The sequence below is a fragment of the Pseudidiomarina donghaiensis genome (genome assembly GCF_900116895.1).
In the GTDB taxonomy this organism is placed as follows: Bacteria; Pseudomonadota; Gammaproteobacteria; order Enterobacterales; family Alteromonadaceae; genus Pseudidiomarina; species Pseudidiomarina donghaiensis.
This window is the reverse complement of sequence record NZ_FPCF01000001.1, coordinates 521,330-545,643: the sequence shown is the minus strand read 5'-3', so window position 1 is coordinate 545,643 and position 24,314 is coordinate 521,330. Positions and strand designations below refer to the sequence as shown.

At 50.7% G+C, this 24,314-nt stretch carries 22 protein-coding genes and 2 tRNA genes; 3 read left to right on the top strand and 21 right to left on the bottom strand.

What is annotated here, in order from left to right; genetic code table 11:
* Position 1: 1 nt before the first annotated feature.
* Entirely contained in the window at positions 2 to 811 is an 810-nt protein-coding gene (locus BM334_RS02585) for an NAD(P)H-binding protein (protein ID WP_092837486.1), read from the top strand.
* Between the two features lie 90 nt (positions 812 to 901).
* Here BM334_RS02585 and BM334_RS02580 read toward each other — a convergent pair whose 3' ends face one another.
* From BM334_RS02580 to BM334_RS02495, 18 genes are all read right to left on the bottom strand, one after another.
* The gene (locus BM334_RS02580; protein WP_092837483.1) at positions 902 to 2,329 is read right to left on the bottom strand and encodes an FAD-dependent oxidoreductase; all 1,428 of its coding nucleotides are present in this window, start codon (positions 2,327 to 2,329) and stop codon (positions 902 to 904) included.
* On the bottom strand, positions 2,329 to 6,792 hold the full coding sequence (gene gltB / locus BM334_RS02575; protein ID WP_092837480.1) for a glutamate synthase large subunit: 4,464 nt from the start codon (positions 6,790 to 6,792) through the stop codon (positions 2,329 to 2,331). Before gltB ends, BM334_RS02580 begins: the two co-directional genes overlap by 1 nt.
* A gap of 224 nt (positions 6,793 to 7,016) precedes the next feature.
* The gene (gene nadA / locus BM334_RS02570) at positions 7,017 to 8,063 is read right to left on the bottom strand and encodes a quinolinate synthase NadA (protein ID WP_092837477.1); all 1,047 of its coding nucleotides are present in this window, start codon (positions 8,061 to 8,063) and stop codon (positions 7,017 to 7,019) included.
* A 95-nt stretch (positions 8,064 to 8,158) separates the two neighbouring features.
* Positions 8,159 to 8,234: transfer RNA gene (locus BM334_RS02565), tRNA-Lys, on the bottom strand.
* 28 nt (positions 8,235 to 8,262) lie between these two features.
* Positions 8,263 to 8,338, bottom strand: a tRNA-Lys gene (locus BM334_RS02560).
* 151 nt (positions 8,339 to 8,489) lie between these two features.
* Complete coding sequence (ybgF, locus tag BM334_RS02555) at positions 8,490 to 9,233, bottom strand: tol-pal system protein YbgF (protein ID WP_092837474.1); 744 nt, start codon at positions 9,231 to 9,233, stop codon at positions 8,490 to 8,492.
* Between the two features lie 45 nt (positions 9,234 to 9,278).
* Complete coding sequence (gene pal, locus BM334_RS02550) at positions 9,279 to 9,824, bottom strand: peptidoglycan-associated lipoprotein Pal (protein ID WP_092837471.1); 546 nt, start codon at positions 9,822 to 9,824, stop codon at positions 9,279 to 9,281.
* Between the two features lie 66 nt (positions 9,825 to 9,890).
* Positions 9,891 to 11,246 (bottom strand): Tol-Pal system beta propeller repeat protein TolB, encoded by a 1,356-nt coding sequence (gene tolB / locus BM334_RS02545; protein WP_241970889.1) that lies wholly within the window; start codon positions 11,244 to 11,246, stop codon positions 9,891 to 9,893.
* A gap of 24 nt (positions 11,247 to 11,270) precedes the next feature.
* Positions 11,271 to 12,200, bottom strand: coding sequence for a cell envelope integrity protein TolA (gene tolA / locus BM334_RS02540; protein WP_241970888.1), 930 nt, complete (start codon positions 12,198 to 12,200; stop codon positions 11,271 to 11,273).
* Entirely contained in the window at positions 12,200 to 12,637 is a 438-nt protein-coding gene (tolR, locus tag BM334_RS02535) for a protein TolR (protein ID WP_092837465.1), read from the bottom strand. The genes tolA and tolR overlap by 1 nt, the downstream gene beginning before the upstream one ends.
* Entirely contained in the window at positions 12,634 to 13,329 is a 696-nt protein-coding gene (gene tolQ / locus BM334_RS02530; RefSeq protein WP_092837462.1) for a protein TolQ, read from the bottom strand. The genes tolR and tolQ overlap by 4 nt, the downstream gene beginning before the upstream one ends.
* On the bottom strand, positions 13,319 to 13,765 hold the full coding sequence (ybgC, locus tag BM334_RS02525) for a tol-pal system-associated acyl-CoA thioesterase (protein ID WP_092837459.1): 447 nt from the start codon (positions 13,763 to 13,765) through the stop codon (positions 13,319 to 13,321). Before ybgC ends, tolQ begins: the two co-directional genes overlap by 11 nt.
* Positions 13,766 to 14,217: 452 nt before the next feature.
* Complete coding sequence (gene ruvB / locus BM334_RS02520) at positions 14,218 to 15,219, bottom strand: Holliday junction branch migration DNA helicase RuvB (protein WP_092837456.1); 1,002 nt, start codon at positions 15,217 to 15,219, stop codon at positions 14,218 to 14,220.
* A gap of 244 nt (positions 15,220 to 15,463) precedes the next feature.
* The gene (gene ruvA, locus BM334_RS02515) at positions 15,464 to 16,084 is read right to left on the bottom strand and encodes a Holliday junction branch migration protein RuvA (protein WP_092837453.1); all 621 of its coding nucleotides are present in this window, start codon (positions 16,082 to 16,084) and stop codon (positions 15,464 to 15,466) included.
* Complete coding sequence (ruvC, locus tag BM334_RS02510) at positions 16,081 to 16,599, bottom strand: crossover junction endodeoxyribonuclease RuvC (RefSeq protein WP_092837450.1); 519 nt, start codon at positions 16,597 to 16,599, stop codon at positions 16,081 to 16,083. The genes ruvA and ruvC overlap by 4 nt, the downstream gene beginning before the upstream one ends.
* A gap of 71 nt (positions 16,600 to 16,670) precedes the next feature.
* Complete coding sequence (aspS, locus tag BM334_RS02505; protein WP_092837447.1) at positions 16,671 to 18,431, bottom strand: aspartate--tRNA ligase; 1,761 nt, start codon at positions 18,429 to 18,431, stop codon at positions 16,671 to 16,673.
* An 86-nt stretch (positions 18,432 to 18,517) separates the two neighbouring features.
* A complete protein-coding gene (locus tag BM334_RS02500; RefSeq protein WP_198677333.1) occupies positions 18,518 to 18,775 on the bottom strand; it encodes a Txe/YoeB family addiction module toxin in 258 nt (85 codons plus the stop codon).
* Complete coding sequence (locus tag BM334_RS02495; protein WP_092837444.1) at positions 18,768 to 19,040, bottom strand: type II toxin-antitoxin system Phd/YefM family antitoxin; 273 nt, start codon at positions 19,038 to 19,040, stop codon at positions 18,768 to 18,770. Before BM334_RS02495 ends, BM334_RS02500 begins: the two co-directional genes overlap by 8 nt.
* A gap of 110 nt (positions 19,041 to 19,150) precedes the next feature.
* Here BM334_RS02495 and cmoA point away from each other — a divergent pair, with 110 nt between their 5' ends.
* Positions 19,151 to 19,891 (top strand): carboxy-S-adenosyl-L-methionine synthase CmoA, encoded by a 741-nt coding sequence (cmoA, locus tag BM334_RS02490; protein WP_092837441.1) that lies wholly within the window; start codon positions 19,151 to 19,153, stop codon positions 19,889 to 19,891.
* Positions 19,888 to 20,880 (top strand): tRNA 5-methoxyuridine(34)/uridine 5-oxyacetic acid(34) synthase CmoB, encoded by a 993-nt coding sequence (gene cmoB, locus BM334_RS02485; protein ID WP_092837438.1) that lies wholly within the window; start codon positions 19,888 to 19,890, stop codon positions 20,878 to 20,880. The genes cmoA and cmoB overlap by 4 nt, the downstream gene beginning before the upstream one ends.
* 174 nt (positions 20,881 to 21,054) lie before the next feature.
* Here cmoB and galU read toward each other — a convergent pair whose 3' ends face one another.
* The 3 genes from galU to BM334_RS02470 all read right to left on the bottom strand — a co-directional run bounded on the left by galU (position 21,055) and on the right by BM334_RS02470 (position 24,312).
* The gene (gene galU / locus BM334_RS02480) at positions 21,055 to 21,936 is read right to left on the bottom strand and encodes a UTP--glucose-1-phosphate uridylyltransferase GalU (protein WP_092837435.1); all 882 of its coding nucleotides are present in this window, start codon (positions 21,934 to 21,936) and stop codon (positions 21,055 to 21,057) included.
* Between the two features lie 29 nt (positions 21,937 to 21,965).
* Positions 21,966 to 23,462, bottom strand: coding sequence for a peptide MFS transporter (locus BM334_RS02475; RefSeq protein ID WP_092837432.1), 1,497 nt, complete (start codon positions 23,460 to 23,462; stop codon positions 21,966 to 21,968).
* Between the two features lie 118 nt (positions 23,463 to 23,580).
* Positions 23,581 to 24,312, bottom strand: coding sequence for an MlaA family lipoprotein (locus BM334_RS02470; RefSeq protein WP_092837429.1), 732 nt, complete (start codon positions 24,310 to 24,312; stop codon positions 23,581 to 23,583).
* Between the last annotated feature and the right edge of the window lie 2 nt (positions 24,313 to 24,314).

Here is a 24,314-nt window from a genome sequence, read left to right as displayed (position 1 = left end):
CATGGAAAAAGTCTTGTTGTTAGGGTACGGCGACATCGCACAGCGCACTGCCCCCCTGCTTGTTGCCAGCGGCTGGCAGGTGATTGGCGCCTGCCGAAACCCAAGCCGCAAACCAGTATTACCGAGTGTTGAGCTTACCACAGCCGATGCTAATCACGAGCAAGACCTGCGTGAGCTTCTGGAGCAACAATTTGATGCCATTGTGATCACCCTAACCCCAAGCGACTACAGTCGCGAAGGCTATCATCAAGGTTATGTGGTGCCCTGCCGCCACTTACAACACTTACTGCACCAACAAGCTAAGTCGCCGCGTGTGCTGTATGTGTCGAGCACCGGCGTTTATGGTCAGCGCGATGGCGAGTGGGTTGACGAGCAAAGCCCGACTGAGCCGGATAGCGATAGTGGCGATATGCTGTTGCAGGCTGAGCAAGTGATTTTGGGCAGTGCGGCTGTGACCAGCGTGTTGCGCTGTTCGGGTATTTACGGCCCTGGCCGTGAGCGGCTGCAGCAGCAACTTAAAGCCGGTACCGCAACCATCACACCGGCTTGGACCAATCGCATTCACAGCGACGACGTGGCGGGCTTTATCGCTTATTTGTTAGAGCACTCTGAGCACCAAGAGCCTGTGTATATCGTTACTGACAATGAGCCATTGCTGCAAGCTGACGCCTATCAGCGTATGGCCGACAAGCTCGGCATTGATATTTCCGGGCTAGCACGCACCGACCAAGTCGGCCCGCGCGGCAGCAAGCGCCTACGCAACACCAAACTCCGCACCACCGGCTACACCCTCAAACACCCGAGCCTGTAGCCCGGCGTTACACGCCGGGTGGTGCGCAGCACCGTGAATGTCGAATTGAGCAATGACGGCACCTTGTACCACCCGGCGTAAAACGCCGGGCTACCGCTGCAAGTAGTCGGCGATGCCTTGTGCGGCGGCGCGGCCTTGCGCTATGGCGGTCACGACTAAGTCAGCGCCGCGCACCATATCACCCCCAGCAAAAATGCGAGGGTTAGTGGTTTGCATCGCAAACTCACTGTGCTCCGACGCCACCACCGTGCCCCAATCGGTTAGCTCAACCCCATGCGGCTGCAACCACAGCGGCGGGTTCGGCTGATAACCAAAGGCAATAATCACCGCGTCGGCGGGCATCACAAATTCAGAGTCGACCACAGGCTGCGGACGGCGTCGGCCTTGCTCATCAGCAGGCCCCAACTCAGTGCGCACCATGCGCACCCCAGTAACGCAATTATTAGCGTCGCACTCAATGGCCAGCGGCTGCACATTAAACTCGAACACCACGCCTTCCTCACGCGCATTTTGTACTTCACGGCGCGAACCCGGCATATTTTGTTCATCCCGACGATACGCACACACCACCGACTGCGCTTGCTGACGCACCGCCGTGCGCACGCAGTCCATAGCGGTGTCACCACCACCAAGCACCACCACACGCTGGCCGTCCAAATCAATTTTCGGAAACTCAGCCATCGGTGCAGCCTGCTGAGCGGCTAGCAAATCTTGCGTATTGCCAATTAAATACGGCAATGCCGACACCACACCGTGCGCATCAAGCCCGGGCAAGTTGCCGTCGAGCGCTTTATAAGTGCCAACGGCCACAAATACCGCATCGAATTCTTTCAATAAGTCGTCAAACGCAACGTCATGGCCAATATCGCACCCTAAGCGAAACTCAATGCCCATGTCGGTAAAAATCTCGCGGCGCAATTGCATCACGGTCTTTTCTAACTTAAACGGCGGAATACCGTAAGTTAATAGCCCGCCAATTTCTGGATAGCGGTCGAACACCACCGGTGTAATGCCTTGGCGCACTAACACATCCGCACAGGCCAAGCCTGCAGGGCCTGCGCCAATCACCGCCACGCGCTTATTGGTTTTTTCAACACCCGACAAATCAGGGCGCCAGCCTTGCGCAAATGCGGTGTCGGTAATGTATTTTTCAATGCTGCCTATGGTTACCGCGCCAAACTCATCGTTGAGCGTACAAGCCCCTTCGCACAAGCGGTCTTGCGGACAAACACGGCCACACACTTCAGGCAAGCTATTGGTTTGATGACACAGCTCAGCCGCTTCAAAAATACGCCCCTGCTGGGCAAGCTCAAGCCACTGCGGAATATAGTTATGCACTGGGCATTGCCATTCGCAATAGGGGTTGCCGCAATCTAAACAGCGGTCAGCTTGGCCTTGTACCTGGTGCTCAGGCATGGGTTCATAAATTTCGACAAACTCAATTTGCCGTTCACGCAAAGCCCGTTTCGGAGGATCAATACGCTGTACGTCCAAGAACTGATAAATATTCTTGTTCATTACATCACCTCCACACGCAATTCAGCGGTTGAGCGCGCACGGTGCCCGACTAAATCGGCCAAATCGGCCGCTTTTGGTTTCACCATGACAAACTCATCAAACTTACGCTCTAAGTCACGCAACAAACCGTGTGCATGTTCGCTGCCGGTGCGCTCATAATGCTCATGAATTAAACCGCGCAAATGCTCTTGTAAAATTGGCGTGTTCACTTTGCAGGGTTCAACCAACTCGCCGTTTAGCCGCGACATAAACTGGCCGTCAGCGTCCCATACATAAGCAAAACCACCAGTCATTCCAGCGCCAAAGTTAATACCTGTGCCACCCAGTACCACCACAATGCCGCCGGTCATGTACTCACAACCGTGGTCACCAATGCCTTCAACCACCGCGGTGGCACCAGAATTACGCACGGCAAACCGTTCGCCTGCACGCCCTGCTGCAAATAATTTACCACCCGTCGCACCATACAAGCAGGTATTGCCCATGATCACCGCGTTCTGGCTGGAATATTGCGCCTGCGCTGGCGGGCGCAACACAATTCGCCCGCCAGCCATGCCTTTGCCAACGTAGTCGTTGGCATCACCCGTCAGATCTAAACGCAGCCCACCAGCATTCCACGCGCCAAAACTTTGTCCGGCGCTGCCGTTAAACTTCAGCTCAATTGGGTTGCCGGCCATGCCTTGATTACCATAGCGCAGCGCAATAGCACCAGATACTGCAGCCCCCACCGAGCGATCAAAGTTACGAATCGGCAATTGCCATTGGCCGCCTTGCTGCTGCGCCACCGCTGATTCAGTTAACCGCAGCAATTGTTGGTTCAGCGCACCATGATCATCGGGTTGGTTTTGCTCTGTACAATAGCGCGGGTAGTCGTTGTAAGTGCCCGCCGCGGCTAATAATTCAGACAAATCGAGCTGCTCTTGTTGCGTCGTTTCACCGCTCACGCGCTCAAGTAAATCAACGCGACCGATTAAATCGGTAAGTTTTTCAACGCCCAATCGCGCCAGCCACTCTCGAACCTCTTCGGCGACAAACTCAAAGTACTGGGCAACACGTTCAGGCAAGCCAGTAAAATGCTCACGCCGCAATGTTTCGTCTTGTGTGGCAACCCCAGTCGCGCAATTATTTAAGTGGCAAATACGTAAATACTTACAGCCCAAAGCAATCATGGGCGCGGTACCGAAACCAAAACTTTCAGCCCCCAAAATGGCAGCCTTAATTACGTCGAGGCCAGTTTTCAAACCACCATCCACTTGCACGCGTACTTTATGGCGTAAGTTATTACTCACTAGTGCTTGTTGTACTTCAGCTAAACCAAGCTCCCATGGTGACCCGGCGTGTTTCACCGAGGTCAGCGGGCTCGCCCCTGTACCACCGTCATAGCCCGAAATAGTAATCAAATCGGCATAGGCTTTGGCTACGCCTGTAGCTATAGTGCCAATGCCTGGCGACGACACCAGTTTCACCGACACAAATGCTTTGGGGTTCACTTGCTTTAAGTCAAAAATTAACTGCGCTAAGTCTTCAATCGAATAAATATCGTGGTGTGGCGGTGGCGATATTAGTGGCGTACCCGGTACCGCATAACGCAACTTGGCAATCTCTGCCGAAACCTTCTCGCCTGGCAACTGGCCCCCTTCGCCGGGTTTCGCGCCTTGCGCAATTTTAATCTGCAGCACATCGGCGTTAACCAAGTAATGCGGGGTGACGCCAAAACGACCTGACGCAATTTGTTTAATTCGCGAGTTTTTATCGGTTCCAAACCGCCGCGGGTCTTCACCGCCCTCACCGCTATTTGAATGGCCACCAATGCGGTTCATGCCTTGCGCCAGCGCTTCATGCGCCTCGGGGCTTAAAGCACCAATCGACATGGCGGCTGTGTCAAAGCGATGGTAAAGCTCGGTGGCCGCTTCAACCTCGGCTAGCGCCAACGGCTTTGCCACCGGCTTGGGCCGTAACAAGTCACGAATAAAGGCTATGGGTCGCTGATTCACATGATCGGCAAATTGCTGATATGCCGTGCGGTCACCGGTTTTTACCGCGTTTTGTAAACTAGTGACCACGTCAGGGTTATAAGCATGGTATTCGCCACCATGGACAAACTTCAGTAACCCGCCGGCATTCAATGGTCGCGTGCGCAACCATGCCCGTTGGCTTACTTGCAGCATTTGTCGTTCAATATCGGTAAAACTCGCACCGCCAATGCGCGCCGGCGCATGCACAAAACACAACTGTCGCACCTCAGCTGCCAGTCCGACCACTTCAAACAAACAGGCACCACGATAGCTCGCCACCGTCGCAATGCCCATTTTCGACATAATTTTCAGTAGCCCTTTGTTCAAGCCAGCACGAAAGTTTTCCATGGCTTGGCGCACGGGCACCTGAATATCGCCACGTTCAACCAACTGTTCAATGGTTTCGTAGGCCAAGAACGGGTACACCGCTGTTGCCCCAAGACCAATAAGCACGGCCATTTGGTGCGCGTCACGTACTGCGGCCGTTTCCACCAAGATGTTTGAATCGCAGCGTAAGTTTGCTCGCACTAGCGCCTGTTGCACCGCACCAACGGCAAGCGCCACCGGAATGGGCAACTCACCTTGGGTTAATTCCCGATCGGATAGCTGTACTTGCACCACGTTGTTTTCACGTACTTCTGTAACAACCTTATCGCATAGCTGTTTAATCGCTTGTTGCAGACTTACCTGCTGCGGCGTATACCACAAGCTAAACTTAGCCAACTTGTAACCCTGCTCAGGCAGCTCGCGCAGTTGTTTCAGGTCGGTGTACATCAATACTGGCGACTCCATCACCACCCGCTCTGCGTAGCCCGAAGTTTCATTAAATACGTTTTGTTCACGGCCAATACAGGTCGCCAGGCTCATCACGTGTCGCTCACGAATGGGGTCAATGGGTGGGTTGGTGACTTGGGCAAACTGCTGACGAAAATAGTCAAACAAACTGCGAGGGTGCTTCGACAGCACAGCAATAGGCGTATCATCGCCCATTGAGCCGGTCGCTTCGTGGCCATCACTACCGAGCACAGCAACAACTTGCTGCAACTCTTCGCGCGAATATAAGAAAAACTTATGGTAAACCGCCATGGTCGCGTCATCGAACAATCGCTTACCAAGTAACTCTGCCGCCAGCTCAGCAAACGGCTGCAAGTGACGAACATGACTGGTTAGCCACTGCCGATAAGGGTGTCGTTGTTGCAAGTCTTGATCAATGTCTTCGCTACGCCAAATGCGGCCATTATAGGTATCCACGGCCATCATCTGGCCCGGCCCTAAGCGCCCTTTTTCAACAACTTTGGCCTCGTCGTAATCCCAAATTCCTACTTCAGAGGCAATAGTAAGTACGCCGTCTTCGGTCAAAATAAAACGCGCGGGGCGCAAGCCATTACGGTCTAAACTACAGGCCACATGGCGGCCATTACTCATGACAATACCGGCGGGGCCGTCCCACGGTTCCATATGCATCGAGTTAAACTCATAAAACGCACGCAGATCGTCGTCCATCGTCGGGTCGCCCTGCCAAGCAGGCGGAATAAGCAAGCGCAAGGCGCGAAACAAGTCCATGCCACCAGCTAGCAATAGCTCCAACATATTATCGAGCGCCGACGAGTCAGAACCATCGCTGTTGACGAACGGCGCGGCTTGCTGCAAGTCGGGCAACAACGGCGAGTGAAACTTATATTGGCGCGCCGCAGCCCACTGACGGTTACCACGTATGGCATTTATTTCACCGTTATGGGCTAAAAACCGAAACGGCTGAGCGAGCCGCCACTGCGGCTGAGTATTGGTTGAAAAGCGTTGATGAAACACGCAATTGGAAGTTTTAACCGCAGGGTTTGCTAAATCAAGGAAGAAATCAGCCAAATGCTTCGCGAGCATAAGGCCTTTGTAAACAATCACTAAGCTCGACAGTGAACAAATGTAGAAATCAGACTGGTGTTGCAGCGCCAGCTCTGCGCGTCGTCGTGCCATATACAAGCGACGCTCCAGATCTTTCTTACGCCAACCTGGCGGCGCACTCACAATCACCTGCTGAATAAGCGGTAAGCTCGCGCGCGCAATGTCACCCAATACCTGCTCGTTGGTCGGCACCTCACGCCAGCCCTCAACGGTCAGTGTTTCACGCGTGAGCTCTTGCTCTAAGGTACGACGTTGACTTGCCGCAGTAGATTCATCCCGGCTTAAAAACACCATACCCACCGCAAACTTTTTGCTTAAATGCCAACCTTGCTGCGCTGCATGATCACGAAAAAATTGCTCTGGCAGTTGTAGCAACAAACCACAACCGTCGCCAGTCTTCCCATCTGCATTAATGCCCCCACGGTGCTGCATATTGGCTAACCCGGCAATAGCGCGTGTTATCAGCGCATGACTCGGTTCGCCAGCTATTTGAGCGATCAGCCCAAAACCACAGTTATCACGCACATCGTCGTGGGAGTAAAATGCCATACAACCTGCCTCGTATTTATTGCTAGAGTGGGATTTTAGTCGATATTCCACCTTAGACAGGTTGTGAGGCGTTGGCAACTATAACCAAAATTCACCTCCGTTATTGAAGGCAAAAACGTTGTTCGTTATTCGTTATTCGTGCGCTCACTTCGTTCGCTGTTTGTCCGCGCTTCGCGCTGTTCGGTAAAAGCAAAGACGAAGAGCGTAGCGATCGAATAACGAAGTTAGCCTTTGTAGCTGAGCATGCGGTCGAGCGGCATCAATGCGCGCTTGGCTAGCTCTGGGTCCACATGAATCTCGTGAGCGGCGCCGCCGTGTTCTAGCGCTTCCGCAATGGCCACAAGGCCATTCATCGCCATCCACGGGCAATGCGCACAGCTACGGCAGGTTGCACCGTTACCGGCCGTTGGTGCTTCAATAAAGTGCTTGTGCGGAGAAAGTTGCTGCATTTTATAAAAAATACCGCGGTCGGTTGCCACAATGAAGGTGTCATTCGGCATTTCTTGGCTGGCTTTAATTAGTTGCGAGGTTGAGCCCACCGCGTCAGCCATATCAACCACGGCTTGTGGAGACTCTGGGTGGACCAAAACGGCAGCTTCTGGGTACACGTTTTTTAGGTCTTCTAATGCTTTGGTTTTGAATTCGTCATGCACAATACAGGCGCCTTGCCACATCAGCATGTCAGCACCGGTTTGCTTCTGAATATATGCGCCCAAGTGTTTATCAGGGCCCCACAGAATTTTTTCGCCGTTAGCATCTAAGTGATCAACCACTTCTAATGCAATAGATGAAGTGACCACCCAGTCTGCGCGCGCCTTGACTGCTGCTGAGGTATTCGCATACACCACCACGGTGCGATCCGGGTGCTCGTCGCAAAATTTTGAAAACTCTTCAATGGGGCAACCCAAGTCTAACGAGCATGTCGCTTCTAACGTTGGCATCAATACACGCTTGTTAGGGGTCAAAATTTTGGCGGTTTCGCCCATAAATTTCACACCGGCAACAATGAGTGTTTCGGCTTCGTGCTGGGCGCCAAATCGAGCCATTTCCAATGAGTCAGCAACGCAACCTCCTGTTGCTTCAGCCAAAGCCTGAATTTCCGAATCAGTGTAATAATGCGCCACCAGCACAGCGTTTTTCTCGCGTAATAATTCTTTAATACGCGCGGTGTAATGTGCTTTTTGTTCGTCGGTTAATTGTTTTGGTTTGGCCGGGAATGGATAATCCAGACTATCAATCACCCGTGCTTGAATTTCAGCCGTAATGCTCATGGTACCACTTCAGTGCATGGAAAAAGTTGCCGTATTATAAATCAAGGCTTAGGGAATACAAGGCTGCTTTGTTTAGGGGAACGAACAAGAGAAAGTGGTGGGTTGTGCAGGATTCGAACCTGCGACCAATTGATTAAAAGTCAACTGCTCTACCAACTGAGCTAACAACCCATTTCAAAGCTTGAGAATTGAGAGTGATTGGTGGGTTGTGCAGGATTCGAACCTGCGACCAATTGATTAAAAGTCAACTGCTCTACCAACTGAGCTAACAACCCATCACTGTCGCGTTACGCACTTATCAGTGGCAACGGCGGCATAGTTTACTCAAAAAGCCGCTCGTTGCAACTGTAAATTGAAGTAATCGGGTGCGTTTGCTTAATTTGCGAACGTTTTCCCGAAATTTCTACATGATGTTTACAAAAGTGATTACAAATTACCAAGTCGTTTACGCGCTAAACCAGCTTCTGTTGAGTCTGGGTACTCAGATAAAACTTGGTTATAAAGCTCACGAGCTTTGGCGGTATCCTTTTGTTGTTGCGCAATAATGCCCAACTTCAACATGCAATCGCCACGTTTGTTGCTGTCTTTGTAATCACTGACAACTTTACCAAAATGCACTTTTGCTTGATCAAGCTTGCTTTCTGTTAACAACAGTTGCCCTAACCAATAGTGAGCATTTGGCACATACGTAGAGTTTGGGAATTTTTCAATGAACGACTCAAACGCCGGTACAGCGGCATCATAACGTTGATCGCGCAGCACCAATTGAATGGCTTGGTCGTAGGCTTCGTTTTCCGAAACATCAGCTGAATAACTGCCGCCCGGCGTCGATGTATCAACTTCTACGGGTTGCGAGTTTGTTGCCGATGTGGGTTGCGGTTGAGCAGCTAACCGGCGATCAATCTCTTGATAGATTTCGCGTTGACGCTGCAATATTTGCTCAATTTGGTAAGCGTGCTCTTCTGTTTTACCACGAAGATCGGCTACTTCATCTTGCAACTGTGCCATTTGATCTAAAAGCGCCATTTGTGCCGCATTGCGAGCATCCATAACGCGCTCAAGTTGATTTAAGCGTTCTTCGAGTGACCCACTGCCTAACTTAGAAACCGGTGCCTGCGCATGCAGGACACCGGGAATCAGTAAGGCCAATACGAGTAATGCTTTTTGCATTGGCTCAACCTTTTACTTCAAGTGAAAAATAGTTTTCTTGCAAGCTTAGTAAACAAGCACGCCGCGACGGTTTTTCGCGTAAGCGTCATTGTTTGAAGCGTTGATTAACGGCTTCTCTTCACCATAAGAAACAGTTGTTACTTGGCTAGAGCTAACACCTAAGTTTTGCAAGTATTGTGCAACAGCTTTCGCACGACGCTCGCCTAACGCGATGTTGTACTCAGGCGTACCACGCTCGTCACAGTGACCTTCAATCGTTACTGTAACACCAGGGTTTTGCACTAAGAAATCAGCGTGAGCTGCTAAAACTTGCGCATATTCAGAAGAAATACGTGAGTCGTCAAACGCAAAGAAAATCATGTTTTCTTGACGTAGCTCAGCAACTTTCTCTGCACGAATTTCTTCAGGAGTTTTTTGACGCTCAACTGCGCCGACATCAACACCTGATTGCTCTTGCTGTTGCTGCTCTTGTTGCTGTTGGTTGGTTTGTTGATCAACCGCTTCCTCAGCGCCTTGATTTGAGCTACACGCTGCCAGAGTCAGCATAGGTACTGCAATGAACAGACTTTTTAAAGCTTTGTTTGCGTTCATATCCGCGTTCCTTTCTTTCAAGTGAAAATCTGAATTGTAAATAATCGTTATAACTTATAGCACATACTAGCGTAAAAACGGTGACCACGATGGTGATTTTACTTCACCTTCACGTGTAGGTAAACGAGCCTTAAAGCGACCGTCTACCGAAACCAACGCTAACACCTGCTGGTTATTGTGTGTGGTGCTGTAAATCACCATACTGCCATTCGGCGCCAAACTTGGCGACTCGTCCAAAGCGGTTTGCGTTAAAATTTGCATTGACCCATTTGGATAATCTTGACGAGCAATGTGATAGTTTCCCTGCGTACGGTTTACCATAATCACTTGCTTACCGTCTGGCGAAAATGTCCCACCTAAGTTCTGCTCACCTTCAAAAGTGAGTCGGCGTACCTGCCCTGCACTTAAATTTACGCTATAAAGCTGCGGTCTGCCACCTCTTTCTGACGTAAAAATCAGCGAGTTACCATCAGGTGACCAGCTTGGCTCGGTATCAATCGCATGGTGATTCGTAACACGGCGCAAGCGCTTCGTTGCAATCTCCATCACGTAGAGCTCTGGGTTACCATCTTTTGACAACACCATAGCCAAGCTTTTGCCATCAGGCGAGAACACCGGGCTACTATTAATCCCCGGAAAGTCAGTCATCTGTTCTCGCGCACGAGTATAAATGTCCTGAATAAAAATCTGGGGTTTTTTATTCTCAAAACTGACATATGCCAATTTATTGCCATCTGGCGACCACGACGGTGACATTAATGGCTCAGGGCTGCGCAATAATACGCGTTCGTTAAAGCCATCGTAGTCTGCAACCACAAGCTCATACGGCTTATCTGAGTTATGGTTAACCGTAACATACGCTATACGTGTCATGAACGCACCGCGTTGCCCCGTTAATGTTTCGTAAAAAATATCGGAAATACGGTGTGAATATTGGCGGAATTGGTCACCCGAAATAACGCTGCTCCGCGCATCTAGAATATGATCTTGCGAGGTTACCAACTGGCCATTTTGTAGCACTTGAGTACCACTGGTAATTTGTCCGCGCAGCACGTCAATAATTTCAAAGCTCACGGTGTAGCGATCCAAGCCGTCCGGTGCAATGGTACCAACTAACAATGCTTCAACACCCAAACTAGCCCATTCGGTGTAGTCAACCTGTGAAGATGACGACGGCCGTTGCGGCATGGCTGTTAACGGAATTGGATTAAACTTACCGCTACGCATCAAATCTGCCGCGACGACCTCCGTTAAACCATCAGGTTTCGGGCCACTTCCCTTCCACTCAAAAGGTACCACTGCAATTGGCCGAGCGGTGTTAATCCCCTCCGTAATGACAATCTCTAATTTTGCTTGAGCGACTCCCGTCAGCCCAACCACTAGCGCACATACCGTGATAAAAAATACTTTTAGTTTTGTCATAGGTTTTGTCATCGTTACTTCAGATTACTGTTTGGGAGCCACTGTCAATTCAATGGTTTCCATTAATTTGTACACTTCAGGGTCTTGCGACACTGGTAAAGTATTCGCTTTAAGCACCGCGTTACGCGCTGACTGACAAACAGTCGGGTCACCTTCGCCTTGATTCACCGACTTCACAAAGCCACTTGGCGCGACACTAATCGTCAACACACATTCTTTGCCACGCATGCTGTCATCGGTAATCCAGTTGCGCTGAATAGTCTGAGTAATCAAGGCCGTGTAACGCTGCACTTCTGACTGCATTTGTTGACTACGCGCTTTCGCACGGGCAGCTTCCTCAGCGCGCAATTCCTCTTGCAGTTGCCGTTCGCGCTCAGCGCGCTCACGCGCCTCTTGCTCACGACGCTTGCGCTCTTCTTCAGCTTTACGCGCTTCTTCCTCTTTGCGCTTGCGTTCTGCTTCCGCTTTCGCGGCCGCTTCTTCTTCACGCTTACGTCGCGCTTCGGCCTCTGCGGCCGCTTTTTCAGCTGCTGCTTTTTGCCGTTCAGCCTCGGCCTTTTCTTTGGCTATACGACGGCGCTCAGCTTCTTGCTCAGCCTGCAATTCACGTAGCCGTTGCTGCTCAGCTTCACGCGCCTTGCGCGCTGCCTCAGCTTTGCGTTCTAACTCTGCCTGACGCCGCTGTTCAGCCAAATCAGCTTGGCGTTTCTGTTCACGAATTTCATTTACCCGTTTTTCAACGGCTGCCTGGTCTACCGTAACCGCCTGGACAATTTCTTGATTGTCTGGTTGCTCTGGTGCGTCATTCTGTAGCTGCACCTGCATCGGCTTATTTGGTGTCGGCTTAAAATGCATACCAAACACCATTAGCCCAACCACAGCCACATGCACTAGCAGCGACAATACCAAAGGTACTGTCCATTCGCTCGGCCACAACTTCGCTTGCTTAGCCACTATGAGCCACCGTCTGCAGAACTATCTGTCATTAAACCAACTTGCGGTACCCCAGCTTTTTGCAGCAGCACCATCAGTTGCACCACTTGACTGTACTGCACCGCTCCATCACCTTTGACCACCACCGGCCGATTTGGGCTTACTTGCAACTCAGCCTGCACCATAACCGCCAAATCAACCACCCCAATAGCAGCGTTCGGATCATTTGCGGTACTTAAAAAATAATTGCCGTCACGATCAACCGAAGCAACAATGGGTGGCTCACTTTCAGGATCAAGCGGCTCCGCCGATGCTTTCGGCAAATCCACTTTTACGCCCTGCGTAATCAGTGGCGCAGTAACCATAAAAATAATCAGTAGCACCAACATCACATCAATGTAGGGCACCACATTAATTTCCGACACCTGTTTACGGCGTCTGCGGGTTACCGTCATCATGCTTCAGCACCTGCCTTTTTCGCACTACCTTGGCGCTGCAAAATCGCCATTAACTCGTCCATAAAGTTCAGGTACTGGTTATCCACTTTTTCAACGCGATAGGTAAATCGGTTATAAGCGATAACCGCTGGAATCGCCGCAAATAAGCCCATCGCCGTTGCAATCAAGGCTTCGGCAATACCTGGAGCAACCATGGCTAACGTTGCTTGCTGCACCGCACCAAGGCCAATAAATGCATTCATAATACCCCAGACAGTACCAAATAAACCGACATAGGGGCTTATAGAACCAATGGTTGCCAAAAAACTCAAATTATTTTCCAGACCATCAAGCTCTCGCGAATGCACCACTCGCATGGCGCGGTACGAAGCGTCCAACACTTGCTGTTGGTTTAGCCCTTGATTATTGCGCAACCGAGCAAACTCTTTAAACCCAGCATGAAACAGCTTCTCCATGCCCGAAGCATTTTGTGCTCGTGCCGAAACCTCTTGAAATAAACGGGTTAAATCAACCCCAGACCAAAACCTGTCCTCAAACTTCAACGCCTCTTGTGCCGCACTTTTAATGACTTTGGCTCGTTGAAAAATCATCATCCAACCCACTACAGAGAACGCCAGCAACAGCAACATCACCAGCTGAACAACAATACTTGCTTCAAGAATAAGTGCGGTTATCGACAATTCAGTTTGCACGTTTTATCACCTCAAAAATTTCGGCCGGCATTGGCACCGCTCTCACGGCATCACCAGCTTGCCCTAAATTCACACAGGCCGCTTTAATTTGCGCCTGACAAAAAATTGTTTCATTACCCGGTTGGCCCGAGAGAACCTGCTGTGAAAATACCACCGAAGCGCGTCCGAGCTTTTCGACCACAACCGTCACTATCAGTTCATCGTTAAATCGCGCCGGCGCCAATAAATCCATTTGCACCTGCCGCACCACAAACCCCAACCTATGCGCAAGCCATGTATCTTGTTCTATACCTAACGATCGTAGCCACTCCGTACGTGCCCGCTCAAGGAATTTGAGATAGTTGGCATAATAAACGATACCGCCTGCATCTGTGTCTTCATAATAAACCCGTATGGGCCATGAAAATGTTAACTTGTTCAATTTTACACCAGACATTTTTTTATCATAACAATCTAACCAATTTTTACAAAACCCTTAATTTTCGGGCTTCATCTTGGTAAGACCAATTTTGGTTGGGCTATAATTTAACCAGCGATAACATCATCGCATTAGTAAAACTTATGTGAAATACAATTTTTCTCGTTTGAAACCCGGTCCGGCCTGCGTATAATGCGCGTCAGATATCAGATACGAAGAGACCGGTTGTCGATTCTTCCTGTTATTGTTCCCTGGATTTAACTTCCTTGTTGTTCTGTATTTTGCCCGCTCCATGAGCGGGCTTTTTTTTTGCGAGTTCGTCCGCTGCGCTGTTCGTGGTTCGTCCGTTCGCTTCGCTCACTGTTTGTCCGTGCTACGCACTGCTCGTAAATACAAATCACCAATAGTGAGGCGCAGCCGAGCGGACGAACAGCGCAGCATACCAACAGCAAAGCGCACGAATAACGCTTTTAGTCTTTACCTAGGCCGAAGTGGGCGTAGGCGTGTGGCGTTGCAATGCGCCCACGCGGCGTCCGCTGCAAAAAGCCCTGCTGAATCAAATACGGCTCCAGCACATCTTCAATCGTATCTTTTTCTTCACCGATGGCCGCCGCCAAGTTATCTAAACCCACCGGGCCGCCCATAAATTTTTCAATAATTGCGAGCAATAACTTGCGGTCCATATAATCAAAACCCGCTTCGTCTACGTCAACCATCGCTAGTGCAGCGGCGGCAGTCGGCTGATCAATATGGCCGCTATTTTTCACTTCGGCGAAGTCACGCACGCGGCGCAACAAACGGTTCGCTATGCGCGGTGTGCCGCGTGAGCGGCGCGCAATTTCCAAGGCGCCGTCGGCTTCTAAGTTCAAATTTAAATAACTCGCCGAGCGCGCAATAATTTTTGTTAACTCTTCAACGCTATAAAACTCAAGCCGTTGCACAATCCCGAATCGATCTCGTAACGGCGACGTTAATGCACCCGCTCGGGTGGTCGCGCCAATGAGCGTAAACGGCGGCAAATCTAGTTTTATCGAACGCGCTGCTGGCCCTTCGCCTATCATAATGTCCAACTGATAGTCTTCCATCGCTGGATACAAAATCTCTTCCACCACAGGGCTCAGCCGATGAATTTCATCAATAAACAATACATCGTGCGCTTCTAAGTTGGTTAACAATGCCGCAAGATCGCCTGCTTTTTCGAGTACTGGGCCCGAAGTTTGCCGGATATTTACATTCAATTCATTCGCAACAATATTAGCTAAGGTGGTTTTACCTAGGCCTGGCGGCCCGAAAATTAACAAGTGATCGAGCGCCTCGGCTCGTTGCTTAGCCGCCTGAATAAATATTTCCATTTGCGCAACCACATGGCTCTGGCCCGTGTAGTCGGCAAGCATTTTGGGGCGAATAGCACGATCAATCACTTCATCGTCGGCCATTGCCTGTGGCTGGTTAATACGATCTGGCTCAATCATTTTGAAAACCCCGTAGCCCGGCGTTTTACGCCGGGTAGCGCAGCGCGCTGTTAATCTATAACTTTAATTTACCGCTCGTTTTTCTCAGCTCTGTCGATGCCCCGAGCAATCACGATGCTGCGCATCACCCGGCTCAGCTCTGTCGATACCCCGAGCAATCACGATGCTGCGCATCACCCGGCTCAGCTCTGTCGATGCCCCGAGCAATCACGATGCTGCGCATCACCCGGCGTAGAACGCCGGGCTACATGTTCTTCAACGCGAAGCGAATGAGGATGTCGCTGGCGGCTTGTGGCTCGGCTTTTAGGGCTGCCGCTACCGCTTTTTCGGCTTGGGCTGGCTTGTAACCTAGAGCTAACAAGGCGCTTAACGCGTCGTCACGTGGCGAGCTACCCGCAATAGTCGGGTTCATATCGCCAAAATCAATCGGCGCCGCATCTGTTGCTGGGGTAGCTGTCCCCCAGTTTTTCAGGCGGTCGCGCATTTCAACCACCAAGCGCTCGGCGGTTTTACGGCCCACGCCTGGTAGTTTCACTAAACTCGATACGTCGTCGTGCGTCACTGCATGCACAAATTGCTGTGCTGTCATCCCCGACATGATGGTCAACGCCAACTTCGGCCCTACACCTTGCGCTTTGATAAGCTGGCGAAACAGAGTGCGCTCGGCAAAGGTGTTGAAGCCATACAACAATTGCGCGTCTTCACGCACTACAAAATGCGTGATCAGCTTAACGGTTTCACCAATGTCAGGTAATTCATACAGGCAGGTCATTGGCATTTGCACTTCATAGCCAACGCCGTTTACATCAATAAGCACTTCAGGTGGTTGTTTTGCAATTAAAGTGCCGGTGAGTTGTCCGATCACGCACGTCCCCTTGTTGTTCTAATTAATTGGGTTTGCGTATGGGCATGGCAAATCGCCACGGCCAACGCGTCGGCCGCATCTGCTTGCGGCTTGTGCTGTAACTGTAACATGGCCATGACCATGTGTTGCACTTGTGTTTTGTCAGCAGCGCCGGTGCCAACCACGGCCTGCTTCACTAAGCGCGCTGCATATTCTGCCACGGGCAGCCCAGCCGAAGCTGCAGCAACAATGGCCGCGCCACGCGCCTGCCCAAGCTTTAATGCGGAGTCAGGGTTGCGCGCCATAAACACTTGTTCTATCGCAAATTCGCTGGGTTGAAATTGCGCGATAAGCTCAGCGACACCATCATGAATAACTTTGAGCTTATCGGCAAGTGTGGGTTCAGCTTCGCCTTTTAGGCTGCGCATGACGTTAATGCAGCCACTCCCCAAATAGGTTAACTGCTTGCCAGATTGGCGAATCACACCATAGCCGGTTAGGCGTGAGCCTGGGTCAATTCCCAGAATGATGGCCATGATTCGCTCCTGTCAGCTAGCTGTTCACTGTACCTAGGTTAGACGCTGGTTAGACGCTGGTTAGACGCTGGTTAGTCGTTGTCCTTTACCGTAACATTCAATTCTGCCAATGCTTCTGGGTTGGCAAGCCCTGGTGCGTCGGTCAACACACAGGCGGCCGTGGTGGTTTTCGGGAAAGCAATCACTTCACGAATTGAGCTCGCACCCACCATCAACATCACCAAACGGTCTAAACCAAAGGCCAAGCCCGCATGTGGTGGCGTACCGTACTTCAACGCCTCAAGCAAGAAGCCAAATTTCTCTTGGGCTTCTTCTTTGCCAATGCCCAAAATTTCGAATGCGGCTTGCTGCATCTCATTATTGTGAATACGTACCGAGCCACCGCCCACTTCGCAGCCGTTAAGCACCATGTCGTACGCGTTTGACAATGCCGCTTCCGGGTTGGCCTTCAGTTCTTCAGGGCTAACGCCAACAGGCGCGGTAAACGGATGGTGAATAGCATGTAAACGGCCGTCATGCTCTTCAAACATTGGGAAATCAACCACCCACAATGGGCGCCACTCGTCGCTCACAAGCTCAAAGTCTTGACCGACCTTCAAGCGCAACGCACCCATAGCTTCAGCAACCACAGTCGCTTTGTCAGCACCAAAGAAAATAATATCGCCGTTGGCCGCTTCAGTGCGTGCCAAAATGCCGTTCAGTGCGTCATCTGGAATAAATTTCAGTACCGGCGACTGAATACCATCGCGGCCAGCGCTTAGGTCATTCACTTTCATCCACGCCAAGCCTTTGGCGCCATAAATACCGACAAAGTTAGTGTATTCGTCAATATTTTTACGTGAAATCGCTTCGGCTTTGCCCGGTACTTTCAGCGCCGCAACACGACCTTTCGGGTCATTTGCTGGGCCAGAAAACACTTTAAATTCAACGTCAGTTAGCAAATCAGCCACGTCCACCAATTCAAGTGGATTACGCAAATCTGGCTTGTCACTACCAAAACGGCGCATGGCTTCGTGCCACGTCATGCGTGGAAAGTCGCCCAGCTCAACGTCTAACATGTCGTTGAATAACTGACGGACCATCTTTTCAGTCACTGCCATCACTTGGTCAGACGTCATAAACGACGTTTCAATATCAATTTGGGTAAACTCTGGCTGACGGTCTGCGCGTAAGTCTTCGTCGCGGAAACACTTTACAATTTGGTAGTAACGGTCAAAACCAGACATCATTAATAACTGTTTAAACAGCTGTGGCGACTGTGGCAAGGCAAAAAACTTACCTTTGTGCGTACGGCTTGGCACTAAGTAGTCACGTGCACCTTCCGGTGTTGCACGGGTTAGCATCGGTGTTTCAATGTCTAAAAAGCCGTTGTCGTCTAAAAAGCGACGTACCGCACTGGTTACTTTGGCGCGGAACTGCAAATTGTGGTTCATATTTGGGCGGCGCAAGTCTAAATAACGGAAGCGTAGACGCTGCTCCTCACTCACCTGCTGATTAAAATCAATCGGCAATGGCTCGGCACGGCTAATAATTTCAAGCTCAGTCGCCATCACTTCCACCGCACCCGTGGCCATGTTCTTGTTCACTTGGCTTTCTGGGCGAGCTCGCACCGTGCCGACTAAGCGAATACAAAACTCTTGGCGCAGCTTGTTCGCCGTATCAAACAAGGCCTGTTGGTCTGGGTCAAACACCACCTGCACTAAACCGGTACGGTCGCGCATATCAATAAAAATCAAACCGCCTAAATCACGGCGTTTATTTACCCAGCCACACAAAGTAACTGACTGATCTACAAGGCTGCTTTCAAGCTGTCCACAATAATGGCTACGCATGGGATTTTCCCTACCACAAAATTTGAATTTACAAAGCTGCACATTATAACGGACTGGCGCCGATTGTCAGTAACTGTGTCGGGAAATTAATAATGATACCGACAAGCAATCACGACGATAGCAAAGTCAGTAACTTGGTACACCAGTCGATGTTGTTCATCTATTCGACGCGACCAAAACCCGCTTAGGTCACCTTTTAGCCCTTCTGGCTTACCAATACCCGAAAAAGGCGTTCGCAAACAAGCATCGATAAGCCTATTTATTCGATGTAAGGTTTTTTTGTCTTGCCGTTGCCAATAGCAATAGTCTTGCCATGCGTTCAATGTCCATGTGAGCTTAGTCACCGTCTTTAAGTCCAGATTCGTCAAGCTCAGCTTCAATAACCTCGCCTGCCTTAAGCTGCGCTATAGATTGTTTTAACCGCGCCGCGTTAGGTAAGGAATTCAATAAGTGGATGGTTTCCATTAACCCATTGTAGTGAGCTAGTGACATAATCACCGCATCGTCGGCATCGCGACGAGCAATCACTGTCACATCGGCATCATCCACAACCGTATCGATGACTGCTTTCAAATTATTTCTCGCATCAGAGTAGGAAATAACACGCATAACAACTCCACTTGTTCAAGTTATTGAACAAGTATAGTCAACGCTACTGTTTCATTCCACGTTACGGTAAAATAAGTGGCTTGTCTGTCAGCTAAAGATTAATTGCCCGTATGACTAAAAAAGATTCGATATTTGCCGAACCCTTGCCGCAAGTGAGCGACTTTGTCTTTGATCAAACCGTGGTGGAGGTTTTTCCCGACATGATCAACCGCTCAGTGCCCGGCTACCAAAGTATTTTGCAAGGTATTGGTCAGTTGACCAAACGCTTCGCCCAAGCGAATTCGAATTTGTATGACTTAGGCTGCTCGCTCGGCGCCGCCACTTTGGCCATGCGCCAAAACGTCGCGGGCTTAAACGATGTGCAAGTTTTCGGCATCGACAACTCGCCGGCCATGGTTGAACGCTGCCAGCTGCATCTAAGCGGCTATCGCAGCGACGTGCCCGTTACCGTGCGCTGCGAAGACATTCAACAATCAGAGCTAGCCAACGCCTCGGTTGTCGTCATGAACTTCACCTTACAATTCGTGCCGCCTGAGCAGCGCCAAGCGCTACTGCAAAAAATCTACGACAGCTTAAAACCTGGGGGCGTGTTGCTGCTCAGCGAAAAATTCCGCAGTGCCGATGACGCTATGAATGACTTGCTGGTCGACATTCATCACGAATTCAAACGTGCCAATGGCTATAGCGAGCTCGAAATCGCGCAAAAACGTGCCGCCATTGAAAACGTCATGCGTATCGACACACTCGATACCCATCACCAGCGCCTGCGCGACATTGGCTTTAGCCACACTCAAGTATGGTTTCAATGCTACAACTTCGCCGCCATGCTTGCCGTTAAGGACAACTCATGAAGTTATTTACCCAAGACTTAATCGCCGTAGCGCAGTCGCCGCTGCAGCATTGGCTAACCACTTTACCGGCGCAGCTTGAACGCTGGCAAAAAGAACAGCAGCACGGCGAACTGCCGAAGTGGCTACGCAGCGTGGAACAACTGCCCAAGCTTGAAGCCCAGCAAGTGTCGCTGGACGACACCGTAACCGTGCACAACAACACGGTAAACGAAGGCGAGCAAAACCGCATTCGTGGCTTAATGATGCAACTGGTGCCATGGCGCAAAGGCCCGTTTAACCTACACGGCGTACACATTGATACCGAATGGCGCTCAGACTTTAAATGGCAGCGCGTACTCCCGCACCTTTCAAATACAAAGGGTGACAGCCAGCCATTAAAAGGCCAGCAAGTGTTAGATATCGGCTGTGGCAGCGGCTACCACCTGTGGCGCATGCTTGAGGCCGGAGCCGAGCAAGTATGGGGGGTTGATCCCGGCCAATTGTTTATGGCCCAGTTTATGGCCGTACGCAGCTTTATGCCGCCAGAGCTGCAAGCACGTTCGCACCTGTTCCCACTTGGCGTAGAAGACCTACCCGAGCTAAAGGCTTTCGACACCGTGTTTAGCATGGGCGTGTTGTACCACCGCCGCTCACCAATCGACTTCCTCACGCAGCTGCGCGCACAGCTGAAGCCTGGCGGCCAGCTAGTACTAGAAACTCTGGTCGTGGAAGGCGACGAGCACACCGTGCTCGTCCCGGGCGAAACCTACGCCAAAATGCGCAACGTCTGGTTTATCCCCAGCAGCAAGGCTTTGCTGCACTGGTTAGCACGCTGCGGCTTCAAAACCGCACGCGTGGTAGACGAGTCTTTAACAACGCTTGAAGAACAGCGCGCCACCGAATGGATGCAAGGCCAATCGCTGGCCGACTTCCTCGACCCAGCGGACCACAGCCGCACCATCGAAGGCTACCCAGCCCCACGCCGCGCCGTGATCATCGCTCAGGCGTAGCCCGGCGTTCTACGCCGGGTGATGCGCAGCATCGTCATCGTTCAACTTTGCTCAGGCGTAGCCCGGCGTTCTACGCCGGGTGATGCGCAGCATCGTCATCGTTCAACTTTGCTACCAGTTCTGGGAAGATTCGAGATTTACAGCGCTTCGCGCTACCCGGCGTAGAACGCCGGGCTACAGCCCCTTCAGCCATGCGGCGAAGTCAGTGCCGAAGGCGGGATGGCGCATGGCATGCTCAACAAAGGCTTGGGCGTAGCCCAGCTTGTTACCGCAATCATGACTCTTGCCTTTCATGTAGTACGCGTTTACTGGCTGCTGTTCAAGCAACATGGCCATGGCGTCAGTTAGCTGAATTTCGTTGCCAGCGCCAACGGGGGTTTTCTCTAGCAACGCCCACAACGCCGCGGGGAACACATAGCGCCCAACCACAGCTAAGTCAGAAGGCGCTTCGTCAACCGGCGGCTTCTCAACGAGCTGCTTTATCGGTGCTTGCTGACCCGCCTGAAGCTCAACGCCGTTAATGTCAGCAATACCGTACTGATTCACCATGGCAGCCGGCACTTTCTCGACCATGACTTGCGCTGCGCCAGAGCTATTAAAGTTCGCCACCATTTCGGCTAAATTGTCACGCGTTAAGTCACAACTTGCTTCGTCAACCAGAACATCGGGTAACACCACCGCAAACGGTTGGTCTTCAATCAACGGGCGAGCGCATAAAACGGCATGGCCGAGGCCTTTGGCTTCGTCTTGGCGCACCGCCATCACGGTAACGCCTTTTGGACAAATGGACTGCACCTCGGCCAGAAGTTGATCTTTTGCCCGCTTACTCAGCATGTCTTCTAACTCATAGTTTGAGTCAAAATGGTTTTCAATGGCGCCTTTGCTTGAGTGGGTCACCAAAATAATGTCAGTTAGCCCTGCAGCAGCGCATTCTTCAACAATGTACTGAATTAACGGCCGGTCAACCAACGGCAGCATTTCTTTTGGAATTGCTTTGGTTGCTGGCAGCATCCGCGTCCCCAGACCTGCCACCGGAATCACAACTTTTTTAACCATGCTCAAATTTCCCTATTAATTTACTATTTCTATCGTTTATCAGCTTTGTCGCCTAAACCTTCATGCTCGGCAACCGCTTCAAGCTCTTGCTCAACGCCTTCTACCGCAGTAGCGGGTGCAGCGCGCTCAGCACCGTGCATCCAGTTCACTAACATGCCTGAAATGAACCACAAAATGACGGCGAAGAACAATAGGCCCACAGCCACGCCGCCAAACACCACTAACAAACCAGAATATTGCGCTTCGAGGCCAATAGACTGCGCCAAGTTAATTGAAAACTCGTACTTGTCAGCTTGTTCACTAAAGGCACCGACCATACCCGCTAAGTAGCTAGCAATGGCTGGCATTAAGAACCAAACACCCATGACTAACGAGGCCAAACGCAGCGGAGCTAGTTTGGTCATCAATGACAGACCCACTGGCGAAATACATAATTCACCCAAGGTGTGGAACATGTACGCCAGGACTAACCACATCATGTTGGCTTTGCCAGTCACTTGAATTTCGAACAGGCCCAGAATCAAGAAGACAAAACCGATCGAGGTTAAAATCAGGCCAGCAAATACTTTTATTGGCGCATCTGGGCTCTTGTCTTTTTTGTGTAACCACATCCACAAGAATGAGAATACCGGTGCAAAAAGTAGAATAAACAGTGGGTTTAACGACTGAAAGTAACCGGCAGGTACTTCAGTTGCACCAAGCATACGATCTGTGTAGCGATCGGCATAAATGCTCATAAGGCCACCGGCTTGCTCAAACGCCAACCAGAATACCGTCACAAACACAAACAAGAACAAAATAACCCGTAAACGATCGTGCTCAACTTTCGACAGTGGCTTTTTCACGCCACCAGTAGCGTCACGGTCACGTTTGGCACCTGGAATTTTACCCACATCGCCCAAGAAACGTTGGAAGAACAAGCCTTGGGTGATCACGGCTAAAGTCATACCAACGCCAGCTGCAAAATAACCCCAACGCCAGCCGTAATCGGCACTTTCACCTAAGGTAGAGGTAATAAGTGGAGCAATGAAGGCACCTAAGTTAATGCCCATGTAGAAAATTGAAAATGCACTATCACGGCGTGCGTCGCCTTGTTCGTACAAATCGCCAACGATGGTTGAAATATTTGGCTTAAATAAACCGTTACCGGCAATTAATAAGCCTAAGCCCACATAGAATAACTCAATGCTGTGTGGGGTTGCCGCAAACAGTGTAAACTGCGCAGCGGCCATTAAAATACCACCGAGCAAAATAGAACGACGTTGGCCTAAATAGTTATCGGCTAACCAGCCACCAATAAGCGGCGTAAAATACACTAGCCCCGTGTAAATACCATATAGCGACAACGCATCTGCGTCGCTCATGCCAAACCCTGGGTTGGCCGCTTCAGTTGCCGCAACAAGGGTTAATACTAAAAGTGCGCGCATGCCGTAGTAAGAGAAACGCTCCCACATTTCGGCTGTAAATAGCACATACAGGCCCTTTGGATGACCCCAAAGTTCAGACTTAGAAGGCGCCTGGCTCATAAGAATTCCTCAATGAAATGTAATTATAGTTATGTAACTTATAAATGTGACGGGCTTTTATAACGCGAAAGCCTTGCATGGTGCAAGGCTTGGCGGCATAAACGGGCCAAAAAGCAGGTTAAAATTGATCGTAGAAGTCTTCGCTGAGCTCTTCTTCTTGCGGTTCTTCTGGTGGGTTACCATCAAACTTTTTATCTAACCAACGTTGATAGTACGACTCTTTGACAAACGAGTATGGGTCCAGCGAGTCTTCCAGCATGGGTTCAAGTTCAATAAGCTGCAAGCGTGTATCAAGCCCTTTTACCACCCAGCGCGCGGCACTCAAAGGGCCACTTAAGTTATCCAGTGGGAAGTACATACCATCAACTACGTCACCACCACGGTCAACCGGCACTGTTGGCCCCATGCCTGGTAACATTAAATAAGGGCCGTCGGGCACGCCATAGGTTGCCAATACCTCGCCAAAGCCTTCTTGGCGTCGGTCAATACCAATTTCGGTGGCAACGTCGAATACTCCCAGTACACCAACCGTACTATTGATAGTAAAACGCCAAAACGACACACCAGCGTCTACTACTTTGCCTTGCAGCAGGTTATTCACTAACGACGAAACTTCGTCTAAGTTCTCTGCGGCATTCAATAACCCCGTACGCACCGGCTTTGGAATGTAGCCGTATGCCTTCGCTGCCGGACGCAGCACCGCATCATCAAGTTCTTCGTTAAATTCCCACATGTCGCGGTTAAATTCTTCGTACGGGTCTTTAGGGTCTGCCCACGGGTCGTCTTTGGGTGCACTGGCACAGCCTGTAACAAGCAGCAATATTGCTGCCAAAACTATCCATTTATTCATTA